Genomic DNA, 19,868 nt, shown 5'->3' with positions numbered 1-19,868 from the left:
GCAGGTGGCCGATCCCGCCCTGAAGATCCTGGTGTACAGCGACAATCCCAATACGCGCGATCAGGTGCGCACTGCGCTGGGCCGCCGCATTCATCCCGACCTGCCGGACCTGACCTACCTCGACGTCGCGACAGCACCAGTCGTGGTCAGTTCGGTCGACGCCGGCGGGATCGACCTGGCCATCCTCGACGGTGAGGCCACCCCCGCCGGCGGGATGGGCCTGGCCAAGCAGCTCAAGGACGAGGTCGCGAACTGCCCGCCGATCGTGGTGCTCACCGGCCGCCCCGACGACGCCTGGCTGGCCTCCTGGTCGCGCGCAGAGGCGGCGGTTCCCCACCCGATCGACCCGATCCGGCTGGGCGAGGCAGTGGTGGCGGTGCTGTCTCCGCAGCGCTGAAACGCTGCGTTAACCAGCACGAAATGGCCTGCGGCCGTTCACTCTTCGCGCCAGCGGCGGTGTGTCGTCAATAGCGTAGGCAACGTCCAGGAACTGATCATGATCCTAGCCAAAATGCGGCGGCCGTTCCGTTAACCAGGCTAAGCTGTGGGCCAGCTCACATCGACAGCTCGACGAGGGAGCCACAGAGGGCATGGCGCACGCATGAACGTCTACATCCCCATCCTGGTACTCGGCGCGATCGCCGCCGCGTTCGCGGTGGGTTCGGTCGGAATCGCACTGGTCATCGGTCCCCGCCGGTACAACCGGGCGAAGCTGGAGGCCTACGAATGCGGCATCGAACCGATGGCGCCGGGCTCCCCGGGACATGAGACGACGGGTCAGCGCTTCCCGGTGAAGTACTACCTGACCGCCATGCTGTTCATCGTCTTCGATATCGAGATCGTCTTTCTGTATCCCTGGGCCGTTTCCTTCGAATCGCTCGGGGTATTCGCGGTGGTGGAGATGCTGCTGTTCATGCTGACCGTGTTCGTCGCCTATGCGTACATCTGGCGCCGTGGCGGGCTGAGCTGGGACTGAGGACTGGATCCATGGGACTCGAAGAACGCCTGCCCGGCGGCATCCTGCTGTCCACCGTCGAGAAGGTCGCGGGATATGTCCGCAAGGGGTCGCTCTGGCCCGCTACGTTCGGGCTGGCCTGCTGCGCCATCGAGATGATGGCCACCGCCGGCCCCCGTTTCGACATCGCGCGCTTCGGCATGGAACGGTTTTCCGCCACGCCGCGCCAGGCTGATCTGATGATCGTCGCGGGCCGCGTCAGCCAGAAGATGGCACCGGTGCTGCGTCAGGTGTATGACCAGATGGCCGAGCCCAAATGGGTGCTGGCCATGGGCGTGTGCGCGTCCTCCGGTGGCATGTTCAACAACTACGCGGTGGTGCAGGGCGTCGACCACATCGTGCCCGTCGACATCTATCTGCCGGGGTGTCCGCCCCGGCCCGAGATGCTGCTCAACGCAATTCTCAAGCTGCACGCCAAGATTCAGGAGATGCCTCTGGGCGTCAACCGGGCCGAGGCCATCGCCGCGGCCGAGGAAGCAGCGCTGCAGGCGCGGCCCACCATCGAACTGAAGGGACTGTTGCGGTCATGACCGACACGCCCGACCAGAGGGGGCCCGAGGTGATCGGGACGCGGCGCGGCATGTTCGGTGTACGCGGCAGCGGCGACACGTCGGGTTACGGCCGGTTGGTGCAGGAAGTGGCGCTGCCCGGCAGTTCGCCACCCCCGTACGGTGGCTACTTCGATGACGTCGTCGACACGTTGGCGGCCGCGCTCGGCCAGGACCAGTTCGCCGCCGCGATCGAACGCATCGTGGTGTTCCGTGACGAGCTGACGCTCGAGGTGCGCCGCGAGCACCTGGTGGCGGTGGCGCAGACGCTGCGCGACGAGCTGAGATTCGAACTGTGCCTGGGCGTTTCCGGAGTCCACTACCCGGAGGACACCGGCCGCGAGCTGCACGCCGTCTACCCGCTGATGTCCATCACCCACAACCGTCGCATCCGTGTCGAGGTGTGCGCCCCGGACGCCGATCCGCATGTGCCATCGCTGTATTCGGTGTATCCGACCACCGACTGGCACGAGCGGGAGACCTACGACTTCTTCGGCCTCATCTTCGATGGCCATCCCGCACTGACCCGCATCGAGATGCCCGACGACTGGGTGGGCCATCCGCAGCGCAAGGACTACCCGCTCGGCGGTATCCCGGTCGAGTACCACGGCGCGAAAATCCCACCACCGGACGAGCGGCGGGCCTACAACTGATGACTGTCGACAACGAAGCCGATGGCCGCGAACGTGTGGTCACCGTCGGCGGTCAAGACTGGGCCGACGTCGTGGCCGCAGCGCGCGAGAGTGCTGTCGCCGGCGAGCGCATCGTGGTCAACATGGGGCCGCAGCATCCGTCGACGCACGGTGTCCTGCGGCTGATCCTGGAGATCGACGGCGAGACCATCACCGAAGCCCGGTGCGGAATCGGCTACCTGCACACCGGAATCGAGAAGAACCTCGAGTACCGGACCTGGACGCAGGGCGTCACCTTCGTGACCCGCATGGACTACCTGTCCCCGTTCTTCAACGAGACGGCGTACTGCCTCGGCGTGGAGAAACTGCTCGGCGTCACCGACGACATCCCGGAGCGCGCCAACGTCATCCGGGTCATGCTCATGGAGCTCAACCGGATCTCGTCCCACCTGGTCGCGCTGGCCACCGGCGGCATGGAACTGGGCTCCATGTCGGCGATGTTCTTCGGGTTCCGGGAACGCGAACTGGTGCTGTCGATCTTCGAGACCATCACCGGCCTGCGGATGAACCACGCCTACATCCGTCCCGGCGGGCTCGCCGCCGACCTGCCCGACGGCGCGCTGCCTCAGCTGCGGGAACTGCTGCAACTGTTGCCGAAACGGTTGCGCGACATGGAGAACCTGCTCAACGAGAATTACATCTGGAAGGCGCGTACCCAGGGCGTCGGCTACCTGGACCTGACCGGATGCATGGCGCTGGGCATCACCGGCCCGGTGCTGCGGTCGACAGGGCTGCCACATGACCTGCGCAAATCGCAGCCGTACTGCGGATACGAGTCCTACGACTTCGACGTCATCACCGATGACCAGTGTGACGCCTACGGCCGCTACATGATTCGCGTCCGCGAGATGCGGGAGTCCATCAAGATCATCGAGCAGTGCGTGGAAAGGCTGGGTCGGACGGGGCCCGGTCCCGTGATGATCACCGACAAGAAGCTGGCCTGGCCCGCCGACCTGAAGGTCGGCCCGGACGGTCTGGGCAATTCGAAGGAGCACATCGCCAAGATCATGGGCTCGTCGATGGAGGCACTGATCCACCACTTCAAACTGGTCACCGAAGGCATCCGGGTGCCGGCCGGGCAGGTGTACGTCGCGGTCGAGTCGCCGCGCGGCGAGCTGGGCGTGCACATGGTCTCCGACGGCGGCACCAGGCCGTACCGGGTGCACTACCGCGACCCGTCGTTCACGAATCTGCAGGCGGTGTCGGTGATGTGCGAGGGATCCATGGTCGCCGACGCCATCGCAGCGGTGGCGTCGATCGATCCGGTGATGGGAGGCGTGGACAGGTGACGGCCATCGAACTCCGCCTCGGACCGCGCCCTGACGAGCCGGGACCGCCCATCGGCCAAGGGCCGCAGTCCTATTCGGACGAGGTGACGCAGCGGCTGACCACCGATGCGGCGGCGATCATCGCCCGCTATCCCAGCGCGCGGTCCGCGCTGCTGCCACTGCTGCACCTTGTCCAATCCGAGGACGGCTACCTGACGCCCGCCGGAATCTCCTTCTGCGCAGCGCAACTGGACCTCAGTACCGCCGAAGTCACCGCGGTGGCGACGTTCTATTCGATGTACCGCCGCACGCCGACAGGCGAATACCTGGTCGGCGTCTGCACCAACACACTCTGCGCGATCATGGGCGGCGACGCCATCCTGGAGACCCTGGAAGAACACCTGGGGCTCGGCGCCGGCGAGACGACCGCCGACGGCCGGGTCACACTGGAGCACATCGAGTGCAACGCCGCCTGCGACTACGCCCCGGTGGTGATGGTGAACTGGGAGTTCTTCGACAACCAAACCCCCGGATCTGCACGCGATCTCGTCGACGCGCTGCGGGCCGGCACCCCGGTGACCCCGACCCGCGGCGCACCGCTGTGCACGTTCAAGGAGACCGCGCGCATCCTGGCCGGGTTCCCCGACGAACGCCCCGGCAGCAACGACTCCGAGCCGGGCGCCGCCACGCTGGCCGGGTTGCGCGTCGCGCAGGAGCGCGGGATGGAGGCGCCGGAATGACCCTGGCGTCGGTGCTGAGCAGACATTGGGATCAACCGCAGTCGTGGACGCTGCAGAGTTACGTCCGGCAGGGCGGCTACCAGGCGCTGCGCGCGGTGCTACGGATGCAGCCCGCCGAAGTCATTGCGCTGGTGAAGGATTCGGGACTGCGGGGCCGCGGCGGCGCGGGTTTTCCGACCGGGACCAAGTGGTCGTTCATCTCGCCCGACGACGGCCGCCCGCACTACCTGGTGGTCAACGCCGACGAATCCGAACCGGGCACCTGCAAAGACATTCCGTTGATGATGGCGTCACCGCATGCGTTGGTGGAGGGCGCGATCATCGCGTCGTACGCCATCGGGGCCCGGCACGCGTTCATCTACCTGCGCGGTGAGGTGGTGCCGGTCCTGCGCCGGCTGCAGGGCGCCGTGGCCGAGGCCTACGCGAACGGCTACCTCGGCACCGACATCGCCGGCACCGGCTTCGACCTCGATCTGGTGGTCCACGCCGGGGCGGGCGCGTACATCTGCGGCGAGGAGACCGCGCTGCTCGACTCCTTGGAGGGCCGGCGCGGCCAGCCCCGGTTGCGGCCGCCGTTTCCCGCGGTCGCCGGCCTGTACGCCTGCCCGACCGTGGTCAACAACGTCGAGTCGATCGCCAGCGTGCCGTCGGTGATCCGCCGGGGCGTCGACTGGTTCCGGTCGATGGGATCGGAGAAGTCACCGGGCTTCACGTTGTACTCACTGTCCGGTCATGTCACACGGCCGGGGCAATACGAGGCGCCCCTGGGGATTTCGTTGCGGGAACTCCTGGAGTACGCCGGCGGGGTGCGGGCCGGGCACCAGTTGAAGTTCTGGACGCCGGGTGGATCGTCGACGCCGATGCTCACACCCGAACACCTGGACATCCCGCTGGACTACGAAGGCATGGCCGGGGTCGGCTCGATGCTGGGCACCAAGGCGCTGCAAATCTTCGACGAGACGACGTGCGTGGTGCGTGCGGTGCGGCGGTGGACCCAGTTCTACGCGCACGAATCGTGCGGCAAGTGCACGCCGTGCCGCGAGGGCACCTACTGGCTGGCCCAGATCTATGCCCGGCTGGAGAACGGCCAGGCCGATGCCTCCGACCTCGACAAGCTGCTCGACATCTCCGACGCCATCCTCGGCAAGTCGTTCTGTGCCCTCGGCGACGGTGCGGCCAGCCCGATCACGTCCTCGCTCAAGTACTTCCGCGACGAGTACGTCGCCCACCTCACCGGCGGCTGCCCCTTCGATCCGCACGCCGCCACGGTCTTCGCCACGGAAGGAGCGGGCGCGTGACGGTCACTGAGCCGGCGAAGGACGCGGCCGCGGTCGAGATGGTCACGCTGACCATCGACGACCAGCAGATCAGTGTGCCCAAGGGCACGTTGGTGATTCGTGCGGCCGAGCTCATCGGGGTGCAGATTCCCCGGTTCTGCGACCACCCCCTGCTGGACCCGGTCGGCGCCTGCCGGCAGTGCCTCGTGGAGGTCGAAGGTCAACGCAAACCGTTGGCGTCGTGCACCACCACGGTCAGCCCCGACATGGTGGTACGCACCCAGATGACCTCCGAGGCGGCCGACAAGGCCCAGCACGGCGTGATGGAACTGTTGCTGATCAACCATCCGCTCGACTGCCCCGTCTGCGACAAGGGCGGCGAATGCCCTCTGCAGAACCAGGCGATGTCCAACGGCCGCACCGATTCTCGCTTCCAGGATGTCAAGCGCACCTACCCCAAGCCCATCAACCTGTCGGCTCAGGTCCTGCTGGATCGCGAACGTTGTGTACTGTGCGCGCGCTGCACCCGGTTCTCGAATCAGGTGGCCGGTGATCCGTTCATCGAACTCCTGGAACGCGGTGCGCTCCAGCAGGTGGGGATCGGCGGGGAGGATCCGTTCGACTCGTACTTCTCCGGTAACACCGTGCAGATCTGTCCCGTGGGTGCGCTGACCGGCACTGCGTACCGGTTCCGGGCCCGCCCGTTCGACCTGGTCTCCTCGCCCAGTGTGTGCGAACACTGCGCGTCGGGCTGCGCGCAGCGCACCGATCACCGGCGCGGAAAGGTGCTGCGCCGCTTGGCCGGTGACGATCCTGAGGTCAACGAGGAGTGGAACTGCGACAAGGGCCGCTGGGCCTTCGCGTACGCCACGCAGGGTGACCGCATCACCACACCGCTGATCCGGGAAGACGACGGCACTCAGCGTCCCGCGTCCTGGCCCGAAGCGGTTGCGGTCGCGGTGCGCGGCCTGGCGGCGGCCGGCCCGCGGACCGGGGTCCTGGTCGGTGGACGGCTGACCACCGAAGACGCCTATGCGTACGCCAAGTACGCGCGGATTGTGCTGGGCACCAACGACATCGACTTCCGCAACCGGGTGCACAGCGACGAGGAAGCGCAGTTCCTCGCAGCCGCCGTCGCGGGTCAGCCGATGCGGGTGACGTACGCCGACCTGGAAAAAGCGCCCGTCGTGCTGCTGGTCGCGTTCGAGCCGGAAGACGAATCACCCATCGTATACCTGCGGCTACGCAAGGCCTTCCGCAAGCACGGCCTGAAAGTTGTTGCGGTGGCGCCTTTTGCGAGCCGGGGCCTGGAGAAGATGGGTGGCACCCTCATCTCCGCCGCACCCGGCCGCGAACACCGCGCTCTCGACGCCATCGAGGTGTTGCCGCCCGGCTCGGTCATCCTCACCGGTGAACGGCTGGCCGGCGTTCCGGGCGGTTACTCCGCCGTCGCCCGGCTGGCCGAGCGCACCGGCGCAGCCGTCGGCTGGGTGCCGCGGCGGGCCGGTGAGCGCGGCGCGCTGGAGGCCGGCGCGGCCCCGAATCTGTTGCCCGGCGGGCGCTTGGTGACGGATCTGCCGTCACGTACCGAGGTTGCCGTCGCCTGGCATGTGGACGAACTGCCCGAAGCCCTGGGCCGCGACACCACCGCGATCCTGGCCGCCGCAGCCACCGGCGACCTCGAAGCTGTCCTGGTCGCCGGTGTCGAGCTGGCCGACCTTCCCGATCCTGAGCTGGCACAGCGGTCCCTGGGTGCCGCGAAGTTCGTCGTCAGCATGGAGACGCGTCGCAGTGCGGTCACCGACCTGGCGCATGTGGTGTTTCCGGTGGCGCCGGTGGTCGAGAAGGCCGGCAGTTTCGTCAACTGGGAAGGGCGGCACCGGCTTTTCGGTGCGGCGCTGCCGCCGGCCACCCGCGCGGACATGGGGGTGCTGGCCGCACTCGCCGACGAGCATTGCATCGACCTCGGGCTGCGCGACGTCGCTGCGGTGCGCGACGAGATGAACCGGCTGGGATGCTGGACCGGACCGCGGCCCGCCGCACCGGATTTCGACGCACTCCCGAACCCGGTACCGGGACCCGGACAGGCGGTTCTCGCCGGCTGGCGGATGCTGCTGGATGACGGCCGGATGCAGGACGGCGAGCCGAATCTGGCAGCCACCGCCCGCCCGGTGGTCGCGCGGTTGTCGCCTGATACCGCCGCGAGCGTCGGTGCCGGCGACACGGTCACAGTGAGCACCGAGCAGGGCAGCATCACCTTGCCGCTCGAGATCACCGACATGCCGACCGGCGTGGTGTGGCTGCCGCTCAACTCCCCCGGCTCGACCGTGCATCGAACACTCGGCGTCGCCCCCGGCGCGGTCGTCTCGATCAGTGCGGCGAATGACGGGACCACGTCATGAACTACCCCGACCTGTCGTCCTTCGGCCACGACCCTTGGTGGCTGGTGCTCGCCAAAGCCCTTGGCATCTTCGTGTTCCTGGTGCTGACGGTGCTCGTCGCGATCCTGCTCGAACGCCGGGTGCTCAGCTGGATGCAGATGCGCATCGGACCGAACCGGGTGGGCCCCTTCGGATTGCTGCAGAGCCTCGCCGACGGCGTCAAACTCGCCCTCAAAGAGGGGCTGGTCCCCGCCGGGGTCGACAAACCGATTTACCTTCTGGCACCGATCATCTCCGTCATCCCCGCCATCATGGCGTTCGCCGTCATCCCGATGGGGCCACTGGTCCACGTCTTCGGCCACGAGACCCCGCTGCAGTTGACCGACCTGCCGGTCGCGGTGCTGTACATCCTGGCCGTTACCTCGATCGGGGTGTACGGAATCGTGTTGGCGGGCTGGGCCTCCGGCTCCACGTATCCCCTGCTCGGTGGGCTGCGGTCCAGCGCGCAGGTCATCTCGTACGAGATCGCGATGGCGCTGTCGTTCGCCGCGGTGTTCCTCTACGCCGGCACCATGTCGACGTCACAGATCGTCGCGTCGCAGCAGGGCCGCTGGTACGTCTTCCTGCTGCTGCCGTCGTTCCTGGTCTACGTGGTCTCCATGGTCGGCGAAACCAACCGGGCACCGTTCGACCTACCCGAAGCCGAGGGCGAGCTCGTCGGCGGATTCCACACCGAGTACTCGTCGCTGAAGTTCGCGATGTTCATGCTCGCGGAGTACGTCAACATGACCACCGTGTCGGCGCTGGCCACCACGCTGTTCCTCGGTGGTTGGCAGGCCCCATGGCCGCTGAGTCTCATTCCCGGAGCCAACACCGGCTGGTGTCCGCTGCTGTGGTTCGTCGGCAAGGTGTGGGCCTTCCTCTTCCTGTTCATGTGGCTGCGGGCCACGCTCCCCCGTCTGCGCTACGACCAGTTCATGGCGCTGGGCTGGAAGGTGCTCATCCCGATCTCTCTGGCGTGGATCATGATCGTCAGCATCGTGCGGACGCTGCGGCTGCAGGGGCACGACAGCTGGCCCGTCGTGCTGGCCTTCGCCGGCGCCATCGCCGTGGTCGCCATCGCCGGTGCGCTGTGGAATACCGTGCGGCGCAAGTCGGCTCGCACCCGTGTGCCGGCCGTCGAACCACAGCCCGGCGCGTTCCCGGTGCCGCCCATCCCGGCCAAGGAGGTTCACCATGCCCGGTAGGCCCAAATTCATCGACGCCATCGCCGGCTTCGGCGTCACCTTCGGGACCATGTTCAAGAAACCGGTCACCGAGCAGTATCCCGAGCAGCCCGGCCCTGTGGCACCGCGCTATCACGGCCGCCATCAACTCAACCGCTACGACGACGGCCTCGAGAAGTGCATCGGCTGCGAGCTGTGCGCGTGGGCGTGCCCCGCTGACGCGATCTTCGTCGAGGGTGCAGACAACACGGACGGGACGAGCGAAGCGACGGGGGAAATAACACAGTCACAACGATTTTCGCCCGGCGAACGGTACGGCCGCGTGTACCAGATCAACTATCTGCGGTGCATCGGCTGCGGGCTGTGTATCGAGGCCTGCCCCACCCGTGCGCTCACCATGACCAACGACTACGAGATGGCCGACGACAACCGGTCCGACCTGATCTACGGCAAGGACAAGCTCCTGGCGCCGCTGAAACCCGACATGACCCCACCGCCGCACGCGATGGCGGAAGGCAGCACCGATGAGGACTACTACCGCGGCAACATCACGGCGTCAGGTCTTTCGCGGCCCGCCGCGGACGGCCTGACCCGGCGCGAGGCGGCCAAGTGACCGGAGAAGCCGTGACGTTCTGGGTGCTCGGCACGGTCGCAGTGCTGGGCGCCGTCGCCATGGTGGCCGCACCCAAAGCGGTGTACTCGGCCATGTTCCTGGCCAGCACCATGATCAGTCTGGCCGTCCTCTACATCGCCCAGGACGCCCTGTTCCTCGGCGTCGTACAGGTGGTGGTCTACACCGGCGCGGTCATGATGCTGTTCCTGTTCGTCCTCATGCTGATCGGCGTCGACTCGGCGGACTCGCTGGTGGAAACCATTCGGGGACAACGCATCGCCGCCATGGTGGCCGGCATCGGCTTCGGGATCGCGGTGATCGCCGGGATCGGCAGCCTCGGTGCAAGTTTCGTCGGCTTGGAGCACGCCAACCGGGCCGGCAACGTCCAGGGCCTCGCGGCGCTCATCTTCACCCGCTACCTGTGGGCCTTCGAGACCACCAGCGCACTGCTCATCACCGCCGCGCTGGGTGCCATGGTGCTGACCCATCGCGAGCGATTCGAGCGCCGAAAGACCCAGCGCGAGCTGGCGATCGAACGGTTCGCCGGCGGCGGGCATCCGACGCCGCGACCCAACCCCGGGGTGTACGCGCGGCACAACGCCGTCGACATCCCGGCGAAACTGCCCGACGGCTCGGACGCCGACATGTCCGTCAGTGCCATCCTGCCGCGACGCAGCGTCTCCACGAACGATGGGAACGTCTCATGAATCCCACCAACTATCTGTATCTCTCGGCGATGCTGTTCACCATCGGCGCGGCCGGTGTGCTGGTGCGCCGCAACGCCATCGTCATGTTCATGTGCGTCGAATTGATGCTCAATGCCGCCAATCTGGCGTTCGTCACGTTCTCCCGGATGCACGGCGAACTCGACGGCCAGGTGGTGGCGTTCTTCACCATGGTGGTGGCTGCGTGTGAGGTGGTGGTGGGCCTGGCGATCATCATGACCATCTTCCGGACCCGGCGGTCGGCGTCGGTGGACGCCGCGAGCCTGCTGAAGCAGTGACCATGACGACATCTCTGTGGCTTCAGATCGCGCTGCCGCTGGCCGGTGCGGCGATCCTGCTGCTCGGCGGCAAGGCCACCGACGCGTGGGGTCATCTCCTCGGCTGCGCCACGGTGGTCGGCGCCTTCCTCGTGGGCGCGACGCAGTTCGTGGCAATGGCCGGGCGTGCCAACGACTTCCGGATGGTGCACCAGACGCTGTTCTCCTGGGTTCCGGTCGCGCAACTCCAGGTCGACTTCGGGTTACGCCTGGATCAGTTGTCGGTCTGCTTCGTCCTGCTGATCACCGGAGTCGGCGCGCTGATCCACATCTATTCGATCGGCTACATGGCGCACGACCCGGCGCGGCGCCGCTTTTTCGCCTATCTCAATCTGTTCGTGGCGGCCATGCTGCTGCTGGTCCTGGCCGACAACTACTTAGGTCTGTACGTCGGATGGGAAGGCGTCGGCCTGGCGTCATACCTGTTGATCGGGTTCTGGTCGCACAAACCGTCGGCGGCGACGGCAGCGAAGAAGGCGTTCGTCGTCAACCGCGTCGGGGACATCGGGCTGGCGCTGGCGCTGGCCGCCATGTTCGCCCACACCGGAACCCTCTCGTACACGGGTGTTTTCGCACAGGCGCCACATCTCGCCGCGACCACTGCCACTCTCATCGGTCTGCTGTTGCTGCTGGCGGCGTGCGGCAAGTCCGCCCAGGTGCCGCTGCAGTCCTGGCTCGGCGACGCCATGGAAGGCCCGACGCCGGTGTCGGCACTCATCCACGCGGCCACCATGGTCACCGCCGGCGTGTACCTGGTGGTGCGTTCCGCGCCGCTCTTCAACGAATCGGCTGACGCCCGGCTGGCGGTCGCCATCGTCGGTGCGGTGACGCTGCTGTTCGGCGCCGTGATCGGCTGCGCCAAGGACGACATCAAGAAAGCTCTTGCGGCGTCGACCATGAGCCAGATCGGCTACATGATGCTGGCCGCGGGGCTCGGCCCGGCCGGCTATGCGCTCGCGATCCTGCATCTGCTCGCTCACGGCTTCTTCAAGGCCGGACTGTTCCTCGGCGCCGGTTCGGTGATGCACGCCATGGACGACGAGACCGACATGCGTCGCTACGGCGGGCTGCGGACCGCCATGCCGGTAACGTTCGCGACGTTCGGCATGGGCTATCTCGCGATCATCGGTATTCCACCGCTGTCCGGGTTCTTCTCGAAAGACCCGATCATCGAGACGGCCTTCGCGGCCGGCGGTGCCAGGGGCCTGCTGTTCGGTGGTGCAGCCCTCCTCGGCGCCGGGATCACCGCGTTCTACATGACCCGCGTCATGCTGATGACGTTCTTCGGGGAAAAGCGTTGGCGCGCCGAGACGCATCCCCATGAATCACCGTCGGTCATGGGCTGGCCCATGGTGCTGCTCGCCGCGGGATCCATCGGCGCGGGCGCGCTGCTCGCCGTAGGCGGCAGGCTCGAGCACTGGCTGGAGCCGGTCGTCGGTTACCAGGAGCCTGACCATGCCATCCCCGCCTGGCTGCTCACCGTGGTCACGCTGGCGGTGGTCGGCGTGGGCGTCGCGATCGCGTACCGGATGTATGCGCTACAACCCATCCCCGTCACCGCGCCGGTCAACGTCTCCGGACTCACGGTCGCGGCGCGCAACGACCTCTACGGCGATGCGTTCAACGAGCGGGCGCTGATGGTGCCGGGCCGACGGCTCACCAAAGACCTGGTCGACTTCGACGACGTCGCCGTCGAGGGCGTCACCCGCGAACTGGCGGCGTTGGTACGCAGCGGATCGCAGGACCTGCGGCGCTGGCAGAACGGGTTCGCCCGCTCGTACGCACTGTCCATGTTGGCCGGAGCGGCATTGATTGCGGCCGCCATTCTCACGGTGAGGGTGTGGTGACCGGAATGTGGTGGCTGACGGCGTTGTGGGCCGTCCCGATGGCCGGCGGCGCAGCAGTGATCCTGTTGCCTTCCGCGGCACGGGCTTTCGCGCGCTGGGCCGCCCTCGCAGTGTCGCTGGTGGTACTGGTCATCGCGCTGGCGCTGGCCATGCGGTTCGACCCGGCCGGGGCGCACTACCAATTCGTGGAAGACCATCCGTGGATACCGTCGTTCGGTACCGGATACATCCTCGGCGTGGACGGCGTGGCACTGGTTCTGGTGGCGTTGACCGCGATCCTGGTGCCGCTGTTGATCGTCGCCGGGTGGAACGACGGCGACACGAACGACGCCGGCGCGCAAGCAAAGTCGACGCACGCCTACTTCGCGTTGATCCTCGCCGTCGAGTCGATGGTGCTGATTTCCCTGGTATCGCTGGACATCCTGCTGTTCTACGTCTTCTTCGAAGCCATGCTGATCCCGATGTACTTCCTCATCGGCGGTTTCGGCGCGGACCGGCCGGCGGCCTCCAAGGCGGCGGTGAAGTTCCTGTTGTACAACCTGTTCGGCGGGCTGATCATGCTGGCGGCCGTCATCGGGCTGTATGTGGCCACCGCCAACACCCCCGTATTCGCCCACGGCACGTTCGACTTCCGGGCCGTTGCCGACGCCGCACGCAACGGCACCCTGAGCATCAGCCCGGGCCTGGCCAACGCGCTGTTCGGTGGCTTCATGTTCGCGTTCGCGGTGAAGGCGCCGCTGTGGCCGTTGCACCGGTGGCTGCCCGACGCGGCCGTGCACGCCACCCCCGCCACCGCGGTGCTGATGATGGCCGTCGTCGACAAGGTGGGCACGTTCGGCATGCTGCGGTACTGCCTGCAGCTCTTCCCGCAGTCCGCAGCGACGTTCCGGCCGTTGATCATTGCGCTCGCGGTCATCGGCATCGTCTACGGAGCCATCGTCGCCATCGGCCAGACCGACGTCATGCGCCTGATCTCGTACACGTCGATATCGCACTTCGGCTTCATCATCCTGGGCATCTTCGCGATGACCGAGCAAGCGCAGTCCGGTGCCGCGCTGTACATGGTGAACCACGGCATCTCGACCGCCGCACTGTTCCTGATCGCCGGGTTCCTGGTGTCCCGCCGGGGTTCTCGGGCCATCGCGGATTACGGCGGTGTGCAGACCGTCGCGCCGATCCTGGCCGGCACGTTCCTGGTCGCCGGTCTGGCGACGCTGTCACTACCCGGCCTGGCGCCGTTCATCAGCGAATTCCTGGTCTTGGTCGGCACCTTCATCCACTATCCGGCCGTCACCGCCGTGGCGGCCACCGCCCTGGTGCTCTCGGCGCTCTACATCCTGTGGATGTACCAGCGGATGATGACGGGCCCCGTGGCCGACGGCAATGACACACTGCGCGACCTGGTGCCACGTGAACTGGCTGTGGTGGTGCCCCTGGTCGCCCTGCTGCTCGTACTGGGCGTCTATCCCAAGCCCGCCCTGGACATCATCAATCCCGCTGTCGGACACACCTCGTCGAGCACGGCCCAGGGGGTCGCCCGGTGACGCCGATCCCCGCGCCGTCTGTCGAGTACGGCCTGCTGTCGCCGATGCTCATCGTGTTCGGCATCGCACTGGCAGGCGTGCTGGTGGAGGCCTTCGCCCCGCGCTCGGCACGCTACCGCGCCCAGGTCGTGCTCAGTATCGGCGGCCAGGCGGTGGCCTTGATCGCCGTGGTCTGCCAAGCCCTGCATCTGAATTCACCGGTCGGTCGGTCCGCGGTCCTCGGGGCCATCGCTATCGACCGTCCGGCGCTGTTCCTGCAGGGCACCCTGCTCGGGGTCAGCGTGCTGGCAACCCTGCTGATGGCGCAACGTGTTTCGGACGGCAGCGGGTTGGCCGCGTTCACGCCGCAGGCCGCGACGGTGCCCGGCAGCGCCGCCGAGCAGGTGGCGCTCAAGGCCGGTGTGACCCAGACTGAAGTCTTCCCCCTCGCGATGTTCGCGCTCGGCGGCATGATGCTGTTCGGCGCGTCCGACGACCTGCTGACCATGTTCGTCGCGCTCGAGGTGCTGTCACTGCCGCTCTACCTGATGTGCGGGCTGGCCCGGCGAAACCGGTTGCTCTCGCAGGAAGCGTCGCTGAAGTACTTTCTGCTGGGCGCATTTTCGTCGGCCTTCTTCCTCTTCGGCGCCGCGATGCTGTACGGCTATTCGGGCAGTCTCAGACTGTCGGGAATCGCGGCCGGCCGCGGGCCTGCCTCCCTGGCGCTCATCGGCATCGCGCTGCTGTGCGTGGGTCTGCTGTTCAAAGTCGGTGCGGTGCCGTTCCATTCGTGGGTGCCCGACGTCTATCAAGGCGCACCCACGCCGGTGACGGCGTTCATGGCGTCGGCCACCAAGATCGCCGCCTTCGGCGCCCTGCTGCGGGTCTGCTACGTGGCACTGCCCACGCTCGCCAACGACTGGCGCCCGGTGCTGTCGGTCATCGCGGTGCTGTCCATGGCGGTGGGCACGGTGATCGCCATCGCGCAGAACGACGTCAAGCGCATGCTGGCGTATTCGTCGGTGGCACATACCGGTTTCATCCTCACCGGCGTGGTCGCACTGAACGAGAGTGGGCTCTCGGCGTCGTTGTTCTACCTGTTCGCCTACGGATTCAGCACGCTCGGGGCCTTCGCGGTGGTCAGCGTGGTGCGCCGCGCCGACGGCGACGAGGAAGGCGACCTGCGCCGGTGGGCCGGGCTGGGCCGACGGCATCCGTTCTTCGGCGTGGTGTTCGCGCTGTTCCTCCTGGCCTTCGCCGGCATTCCGCTGACCAGTGGCTTCGTCAGCAAGTTCGCGGTCTTCAAGGCCGCGGCCGAGGGCGGCGCCGCATCCTTGGTCGTCATCGGTGTCATCGTCAGTGCCGTCGCCGCGTACTTCTACGTCCGGGTGATCGTCCTGATGTTCTTCACCGATCCGGTCGAGGACGGCCCGGAAGTGCAGTCGGGCAGCCTGAGCACCGCGATGATCGGGCTCACCGCCTTTGTGACGCTGGCGCTCGGAGCCGTGCCGCAACCGGTGCTGGACCTGGCCAACCACGCGGGTCAGTTCCTGCGGTGAGCTGTCGACCAACCGCCGGTGCGCGGGCTTGCTGCTTCAGCTCCGCCGAGGCAGCAAGCCCGCGATGGGTTATCACTATCGAGTTTTCAAGGTGCGCAAGAGTTTTGAGGCCGCTCTAGGCGGCCGCATCAAGTCGCATGGTGCGACGGTTGTAGGCCGGGATCGGTCGTCGGTGCGGGTCTACGGTGGCCGGTGGGATGAGCCAGGGATGTTTGTCCAGGCCCATGACGACGTCCCACCCGTCGTGGTGGATGTTGGCGTGGCACGCCGGGCACAACAGGCACCCGTTGCTCAGTGACGTCTCGCCGTCATGGGTCCAGTGCACGATGTGATGCGCATGCGTTCGCCCGGGCGGCGCCCCGCATTTGATGCAGCACTGATCACGCAGATACAGCGCTTTGCGCAGATGAGGCGGGAAGAGGCGTTTCTCCCGTCCCATGTCCAGCGGCACCTGCTCACCGTCCACGATCACGGTAGTGACGGTGGTGTCGCAGCAGAGGCGTTCCAGGGTCATGGCGGTGATGGAGCCCATGAACTCCAACTGCGCCAAGTCCGGCGCATCTGCGGGCACCGTTACCAACAGCTGGGTGCGCGGCGCGGACGCGACATCGCCACCACGGGCCGCGATATCCAACAGTGTCTCCAGCGCATCAGCTCGCCGGCGCCCCGCGGAGCGGGCGTCGGGGCTGCCATCCGGTTCGGGCCGCGGGGCCGACAGTTCCTCCATCGCCGCCGCGTATTTCGCGCCGACTTCAGCATCCAGATCGGCACGCACCTGTACTCGTCCGTCGCTGGTCACGCGGTGATCGACGGTGTTGATGGAGCGGTCCTCGGCCGCCGGCAACCCGCCCTCGGCCGCGGCAACCCGGTTTCCCAACCGGCGGGCCCGCTCCCCGATCGCCGCCGGAGTGGCTCCGGAGAAGAACTGGCCCAACAGGTCGGTCACCTGCGAGAATTGCGCGGCCTCGTCCACGGGGCCGGGTGAGCGGGCCCGAATGTGGTTGATGCCCTTGACGATCGCATCAACATGCTCACCCGAGATCGCCCCATCGGCAGCGTGCGCGCCCAGGGTCGGCAACAGCGGCAATGCCCCCGCGACCCGCACCAGCCGCTCTGCCACCGAAGGCGCACACCCCAGAGTCATCAACAACTCCCGCGGCGTACGCCCCTGCCCGGCCGCCACCCCCAACCGATCCACCGTGCCAGTCATCGCCGCCGCCAGATGGTCGGCCACATTCCGTACCGTCAATACACCCCGCAGCGCCTCCAACACCTCATCCCCGGTCATGGCGTCGGTGACGACCAAGTCGCGGAGAATGTCGAGGCTGGTGGTGAGTTCCCCTGTGATCCCCATACCCAAGTGTATCGAACAACTGTTCGAATAACAAGGGTTCTACTGCTTCAAACTGTGATGTATCAGGACATCGGTGACAGTTCTGCATCAGGACATCGGTGACAGTTGGTGTATCAGGACATCGGTGACATTTCATCGGTCTTGGCGCGGGCCTCGGGGTTTTCCGTTGCCGACGTAGGTCACTCCGGGTTCGGGCCGGGTGTGCTCGATGAGGATTTCGCCGTCGAGGTCGGCGACGATGATCTTGTCGCCGTCGGTGGCGACCAGGACCTCGTGGAGGCCGAATTGGCCGCCGACTTTGTAGATGACCCCGGCGAGCATGAATGTGCCGGCAGTGGTCAGCGTCCTGACGCTGGTGCTGGCCGGTAGCGCTGGCGCGGGCTGGAACTGTTTGACTGCGGCTGCGATGAGCAGGGGCGGCTCGGGCTGGGGCCGGGGCGGGTCGGCCTTGGCGGTCGCTTCCCACGCGGTCAGCGGGGTGACGCGCCCGGGCAGCCCCTGATGCGGGCGCTCGGTGTTGTAGATGCGGTCGAACGCGTCGACCTGGGCCTGTAGCTCCTCGATGCTCTCGGCCAGGGGCTGTTTGTCCAGGTAGCGGAACAGCGTTTGGTGGAATCGTTCGTTTTTGCCTTGGGTGGTCGGTTTGTAGGGTTTGCCGGTGATGGCCTGAACTCCCAGTGCCGCAACATGATTGACGAGTTGGCCGGCGAATCCGCGGCGCGAAGGATTGAGTGCCAGTCCGTTGTCGGACAGCAGTCGTTGGGGCACCCCGTGAGCGGCGACGGCCTTGTCAAACACGGTGATCGCTGCCTCGGTGGTCTCGCCCCAGGCCACGTGCGAGGCGACCGCGAAGCGGGAATGGTCGTCGATGAGCTGGAAGATCACACACGTGCGTCCACCGCTGAGCACGTATCCAGTGGCGTCGAGTTGCCAACACGCATTCGGGGCCGGGTAGACGAACCGGCGCCACGCCGAACGAGGCTTCTTCTTCGGCTCCAGACGGGCCACACCAGCGTCACGGAAGATCCGTGCCAGTGACGCTGTGGACGGGACCTCTTCTAGGCCCATCGCCCGCATCTTCTCGTGCATACTGATCGGCCCATGGTCCAGCCCGGACTGCTCGAGTGCGGCACGAACGTTGATGGCCTGTTCTTTGACCTCATCAGCGAGCGTCGATGGGCTCGACTTCGGCCGTCGGGTCCGGGGCTCGAGTACCGCGGCTTGCCCGTCTTCGGTGGCCCGTTTACGCAAGGCGTAGAACGACTTCCGGGAAATGCCGTGCTCGGCACAGAATGTCGAGACCGCCCCACGGGGCGCGTCATCGGGCCACTGCGCGATGGCGAGACGGACACGAGGATCGATGGGTTCATGAACAGCCACCGCCCGAGCCTGCGGGCCCAAGTGTCACCACCAAGACCATCAGAAGTGTCACCGATGTCCTGATGCAGAACTGTCACCGATGTCCTGAGACATAACACTACTGCTTCAAACTTTCTGGCAGGCACAGATTGTGAATGAATCGTGCTCTGTGGATAAATCAGAATCCCAGCCAGAAGAGGTTTCGCGATGGTGCGGTCACGACGAACGAAGATCCCCGCCGAGGAGAAGACTCGCCTGGTACTGGCGGTGCTCGCTGGCGAGATGACCGGCGCTGAGGCGGCCCGCCGTGCCGGGGTGTCCACGACGCTGGTGACCAAATGGAAGCACCAGTTCCTCGAAGCCGGAGCGCAGCGGCTGCAAGAGGTTCCCAGCGGCCCAGCCGGCGCCAAGGGCACCCCTGAGCAGCGTCGGCTGCTGATCGAAAACGAACAACTCAAACTCGCGCTGGCCGAAGCAACGGTCCAATTGCGCATCTGGCAGCGCGGAGCAGCATTGGCCGATCGAGTCCCTTCCAAGACCTCGAAACCCTGAGAGAGGCGGCGGGACTGCCGGTTTCGAGGTTCGCTGCCCTAGCCGGTATCCCCGAACGTACCTACCGCCGACGGCTGGCCCGACTGCGCGCCGGCGCCTCATCGAAGGGGCCCTGGCCGGCGCCGGTAGTCGATCGCATCGAGGCCCTGGCAGCCAAATACGCTCAAGCGTGGCCGGCGTGGGGCTACCGCAAGATCGCCGCGATGATGCGCGCCGACGGGCACCAGGTCACCAACTCCTCGGTGCACCGCGCACTCAAACGACGAGACCTATTGCTACCCCAAGGGTTTCGGGCCGACCGCAAATCCTGGGCAATGCTACGACGCAAAGTGTTCCGCGATCCGCCCACCGAACGTAACCGGGTTTGGCAGACCGACTTCTCCGAATTCGAAACCACAAACGGGGGCATCTGGCGGATCAGTGCCGTCATCGACTACGCCACCAAGTACTGCCTGGCCATCACCGTCACCCCCACCAGCCGCGGCATCGACGCCGTGCGCTGCGTGCAACTGGCGATCGAAGAAGCCCAACGCATCCTCGAACTCGACGACCTGCGCGCCGATCGCGGCCTCATGGACGTCCTGGACGCCGAGGACACCGTCATCGGCCAGACGCCCGCGCCAATCGCCATCGTCACCGATAACGGGCCCTGCTACCGCGGCAAAGACTTCCAAGCGCTATTCACCGACCAGGACGACCCACTACTGCGCCACGTCCGAACACGAATCAAATCCCCACAAACCAACGGCGTCATCGAACGGTTCTTCGGCACCCTCAAATACGAACACCTCTACCGCGGCTACATCGGCGACGGCGACGCCCTGAACCGCCCCAGGTTTTCCGCCGCTGCTATACGGGTTGACGCTCTCGGT

General features: G+C 66.6%; 18 protein-coding genes and 1 pseudogene. 17 read left to right on the top strand and 2 right to left on the bottom strand.

What is annotated here, in order from left to right:
* Positions 1-4 precede the first annotated feature (4 nt).
* The 15 genes from EB75_RS13830 (at position 5) to nuoN (ending at position 15,731) form a co-directional block, all read left to right on the top strand.
* Positions 5-397, top strand: a complete 393-nt coding sequence (locus EB75_RS13830; RefSeq protein WP_073695961.1) for an Rv3143 family two-component system response regulator — start codon at positions 5-7, stop codon at positions 395-397.
* 204 nt (positions 398-601) lie between these two features.
* Positions 602-976, top strand: coding sequence for an NADH-quinone oxidoreductase subunit A (locus tag EB75_RS13825; RefSeq protein WP_043400785.1), 375 nt, complete (start codon positions 602-604; stop codon positions 974-976).
* Between the two features lie 11 nt (positions 977-987).
* Complete coding sequence (locus EB75_RS13820) at positions 988-1,545, top strand: NuoB/complex I 20 kDa subunit family protein (RefSeq protein ID WP_029119553.1); 558 nt, start codon at positions 988-990, stop codon at positions 1,543-1,545.
* Positions 1,542-2,216, top strand: coding sequence for an NADH-quinone oxidoreductase subunit C (locus EB75_RS13815; RefSeq protein ID WP_073695960.1), 675 nt, complete (start codon positions 1,542-1,544; stop codon positions 2,214-2,216). The genes EB75_RS13820 and EB75_RS13815 overlap by 4 nt, the downstream gene beginning before the upstream one ends.
* Complete coding sequence (gene nuoD / locus EB75_RS13810; RefSeq protein WP_073695959.1) at positions 2,216-3,544, top strand: NADH dehydrogenase (quinone) subunit D; 1,329 nt, start codon at positions 2,216-2,218, stop codon at positions 3,542-3,544. Before EB75_RS13815 ends, nuoD begins: the two co-directional genes overlap by 1 nt.
* Positions 3,541-4,263: an NADH-quinone oxidoreductase subunit NuoE gene (nuoE, locus tag EB75_RS13805; protein WP_073695958.1), complete on the top strand. Its 723-nt coding sequence runs from the start codon at positions 3,541-3,543 to the stop codon at positions 4,261-4,263. The genes nuoD and nuoE overlap by 4 nt, the downstream gene beginning before the upstream one ends.
* On the top strand, positions 4,260-5,561 hold the full coding sequence (gene nuoF, locus EB75_RS13800) for an NADH-quinone oxidoreductase subunit NuoF (RefSeq protein ID WP_073695957.1): 1,302 nt from the start codon (positions 4,260-4,262) through the stop codon (positions 5,559-5,561). Before nuoE ends, nuoF begins: the two co-directional genes overlap by 4 nt.
* Positions 5,558-7,942 (top strand): NADH-quinone oxidoreductase subunit G, encoded by a 2,385-nt coding sequence (locus tag EB75_RS13795; RefSeq protein ID WP_073695956.1) that lies wholly within the window; start codon positions 5,558-5,560, stop codon positions 7,940-7,942. The genes nuoF and EB75_RS13795 overlap by 4 nt, the downstream gene beginning before the upstream one ends.
* An 11-nt stretch (positions 7,943-7,953) precedes the next feature.
* Positions 7,954-9,168 (top strand): NADH-quinone oxidoreductase subunit NuoH, encoded by a 1,215-nt coding sequence (gene nuoH / locus EB75_RS13790; RefSeq protein WP_502689373.1) that lies wholly within the window; start codon positions 7,954-7,956, stop codon positions 9,166-9,168.
* Positions 9,158-9,760 carry an NADH-quinone oxidoreductase subunit NuoI gene (nuoI, locus tag EB75_RS13785; protein WP_073695954.1) on the top strand — a complete coding sequence of 201 codons (603 nt, stop codon included), beginning with the start codon at positions 9,158-9,160 and terminating at the stop codon, positions 9,758-9,760. Before nuoH ends, nuoI begins: the two co-directional genes overlap by 11 nt.
* Complete coding sequence (locus tag EB75_RS13780) at positions 9,757-10,467, top strand: NADH-quinone oxidoreductase subunit J (RefSeq protein WP_073695953.1); 711 nt, start codon at positions 9,757-9,759, stop codon at positions 10,465-10,467. Before nuoI ends, EB75_RS13780 begins: the two co-directional genes overlap by 4 nt.
* Complete coding sequence (gene nuoK, locus EB75_RS13775) at positions 10,464-10,763, top strand: NADH-quinone oxidoreductase subunit NuoK (RefSeq protein ID WP_073695952.1); 300 nt, start codon at positions 10,464-10,466, stop codon at positions 10,761-10,763. Before EB75_RS13780 ends, nuoK begins: the two co-directional genes overlap by 4 nt.
* A gap of 2 nt (positions 10,764-10,765) precedes the next feature.
* A complete protein-coding gene (gene nuoL / locus EB75_RS13770) occupies positions 10,766-12,649 on the top strand; it encodes an NADH-quinone oxidoreductase subunit L (RefSeq protein ID WP_073695951.1) in 1,884 nt (627 codons plus the stop codon).
* A complete protein-coding gene (locus EB75_RS13765) occupies positions 12,643-14,193 on the top strand; it encodes an NADH-quinone oxidoreductase subunit M (RefSeq protein WP_073695950.1) in 1,551 nt (516 codons plus the stop codon). Before nuoL ends, EB75_RS13765 begins: the two co-directional genes overlap by 7 nt.
* A gap of 5 nt (positions 14,194-14,198) precedes the next feature.
* The gene (gene nuoN, locus EB75_RS13760; RefSeq protein WP_073695986.1) at positions 14,199-15,731 is read left to right on the top strand and encodes an NADH-quinone oxidoreductase subunit NuoN; all 1,533 of its coding nucleotides are present in this window, start codon (positions 14,199-14,201) and stop codon (positions 15,729-15,731) included.
* Positions 15,732-15,846: 115 nt separating this feature from the next.
* On the opposite strand, the gene EB75_RS13755 is transcribed toward nuoN, so the two are convergent.
* Together EB75_RS13755 and EB75_RS13750 are read right to left on the bottom strand one after the other, a co-directional pair.
* Entirely contained in the window at positions 15,847-17,085 is a 1,239-nt protein-coding gene (locus EB75_RS13755; RefSeq protein WP_073695949.1) for an HNH endonuclease, read from the bottom strand.
* A 132-nt stretch (positions 17,086-17,217) separates the two neighbouring features.
* Positions 17,218-18,465: an IS481 family transposase gene (locus tag EB75_RS13750; protein ID WP_073695948.1), complete on the bottom strand. Its 1,248-nt coding sequence runs from the start codon at positions 18,463-18,465 to the stop codon at positions 17,218-17,220.
* Between the two features lie 189 nt (positions 18,466-18,654).
* Here EB75_RS13750 and EB75_RS13745 point away from each other — a divergent pair, with 189 nt between their 5' ends.
* Positions 18,655-18,996 carry a transposase gene (locus EB75_RS13745; protein WP_217267698.1) on the top strand — a complete coding sequence of 114 codons (342 nt, stop codon included), beginning with the start codon at positions 18,655-18,657 and terminating at the stop codon, positions 18,994-18,996.
* A 203-nt stretch (positions 18,997-19,199) separates the two neighbouring features.
* Positions 19,200-19,868, top strand: a pseudogene (locus tag EB75_RS13740) (DDE-type integrase/transposase/recombinase); the annotation flags it as partial.

It is taken from the genome of Mycobacterium sp. ST-F2, from assembly GCF_001905655.1.
GTDB lineage: Bacteria > Actinomycetota > Actinomycetes > Mycobacteriales > Mycobacteriaceae > Mycobacterium.
This window is presented reverse-complemented; position numbering and strand designations above follow the sequence as displayed.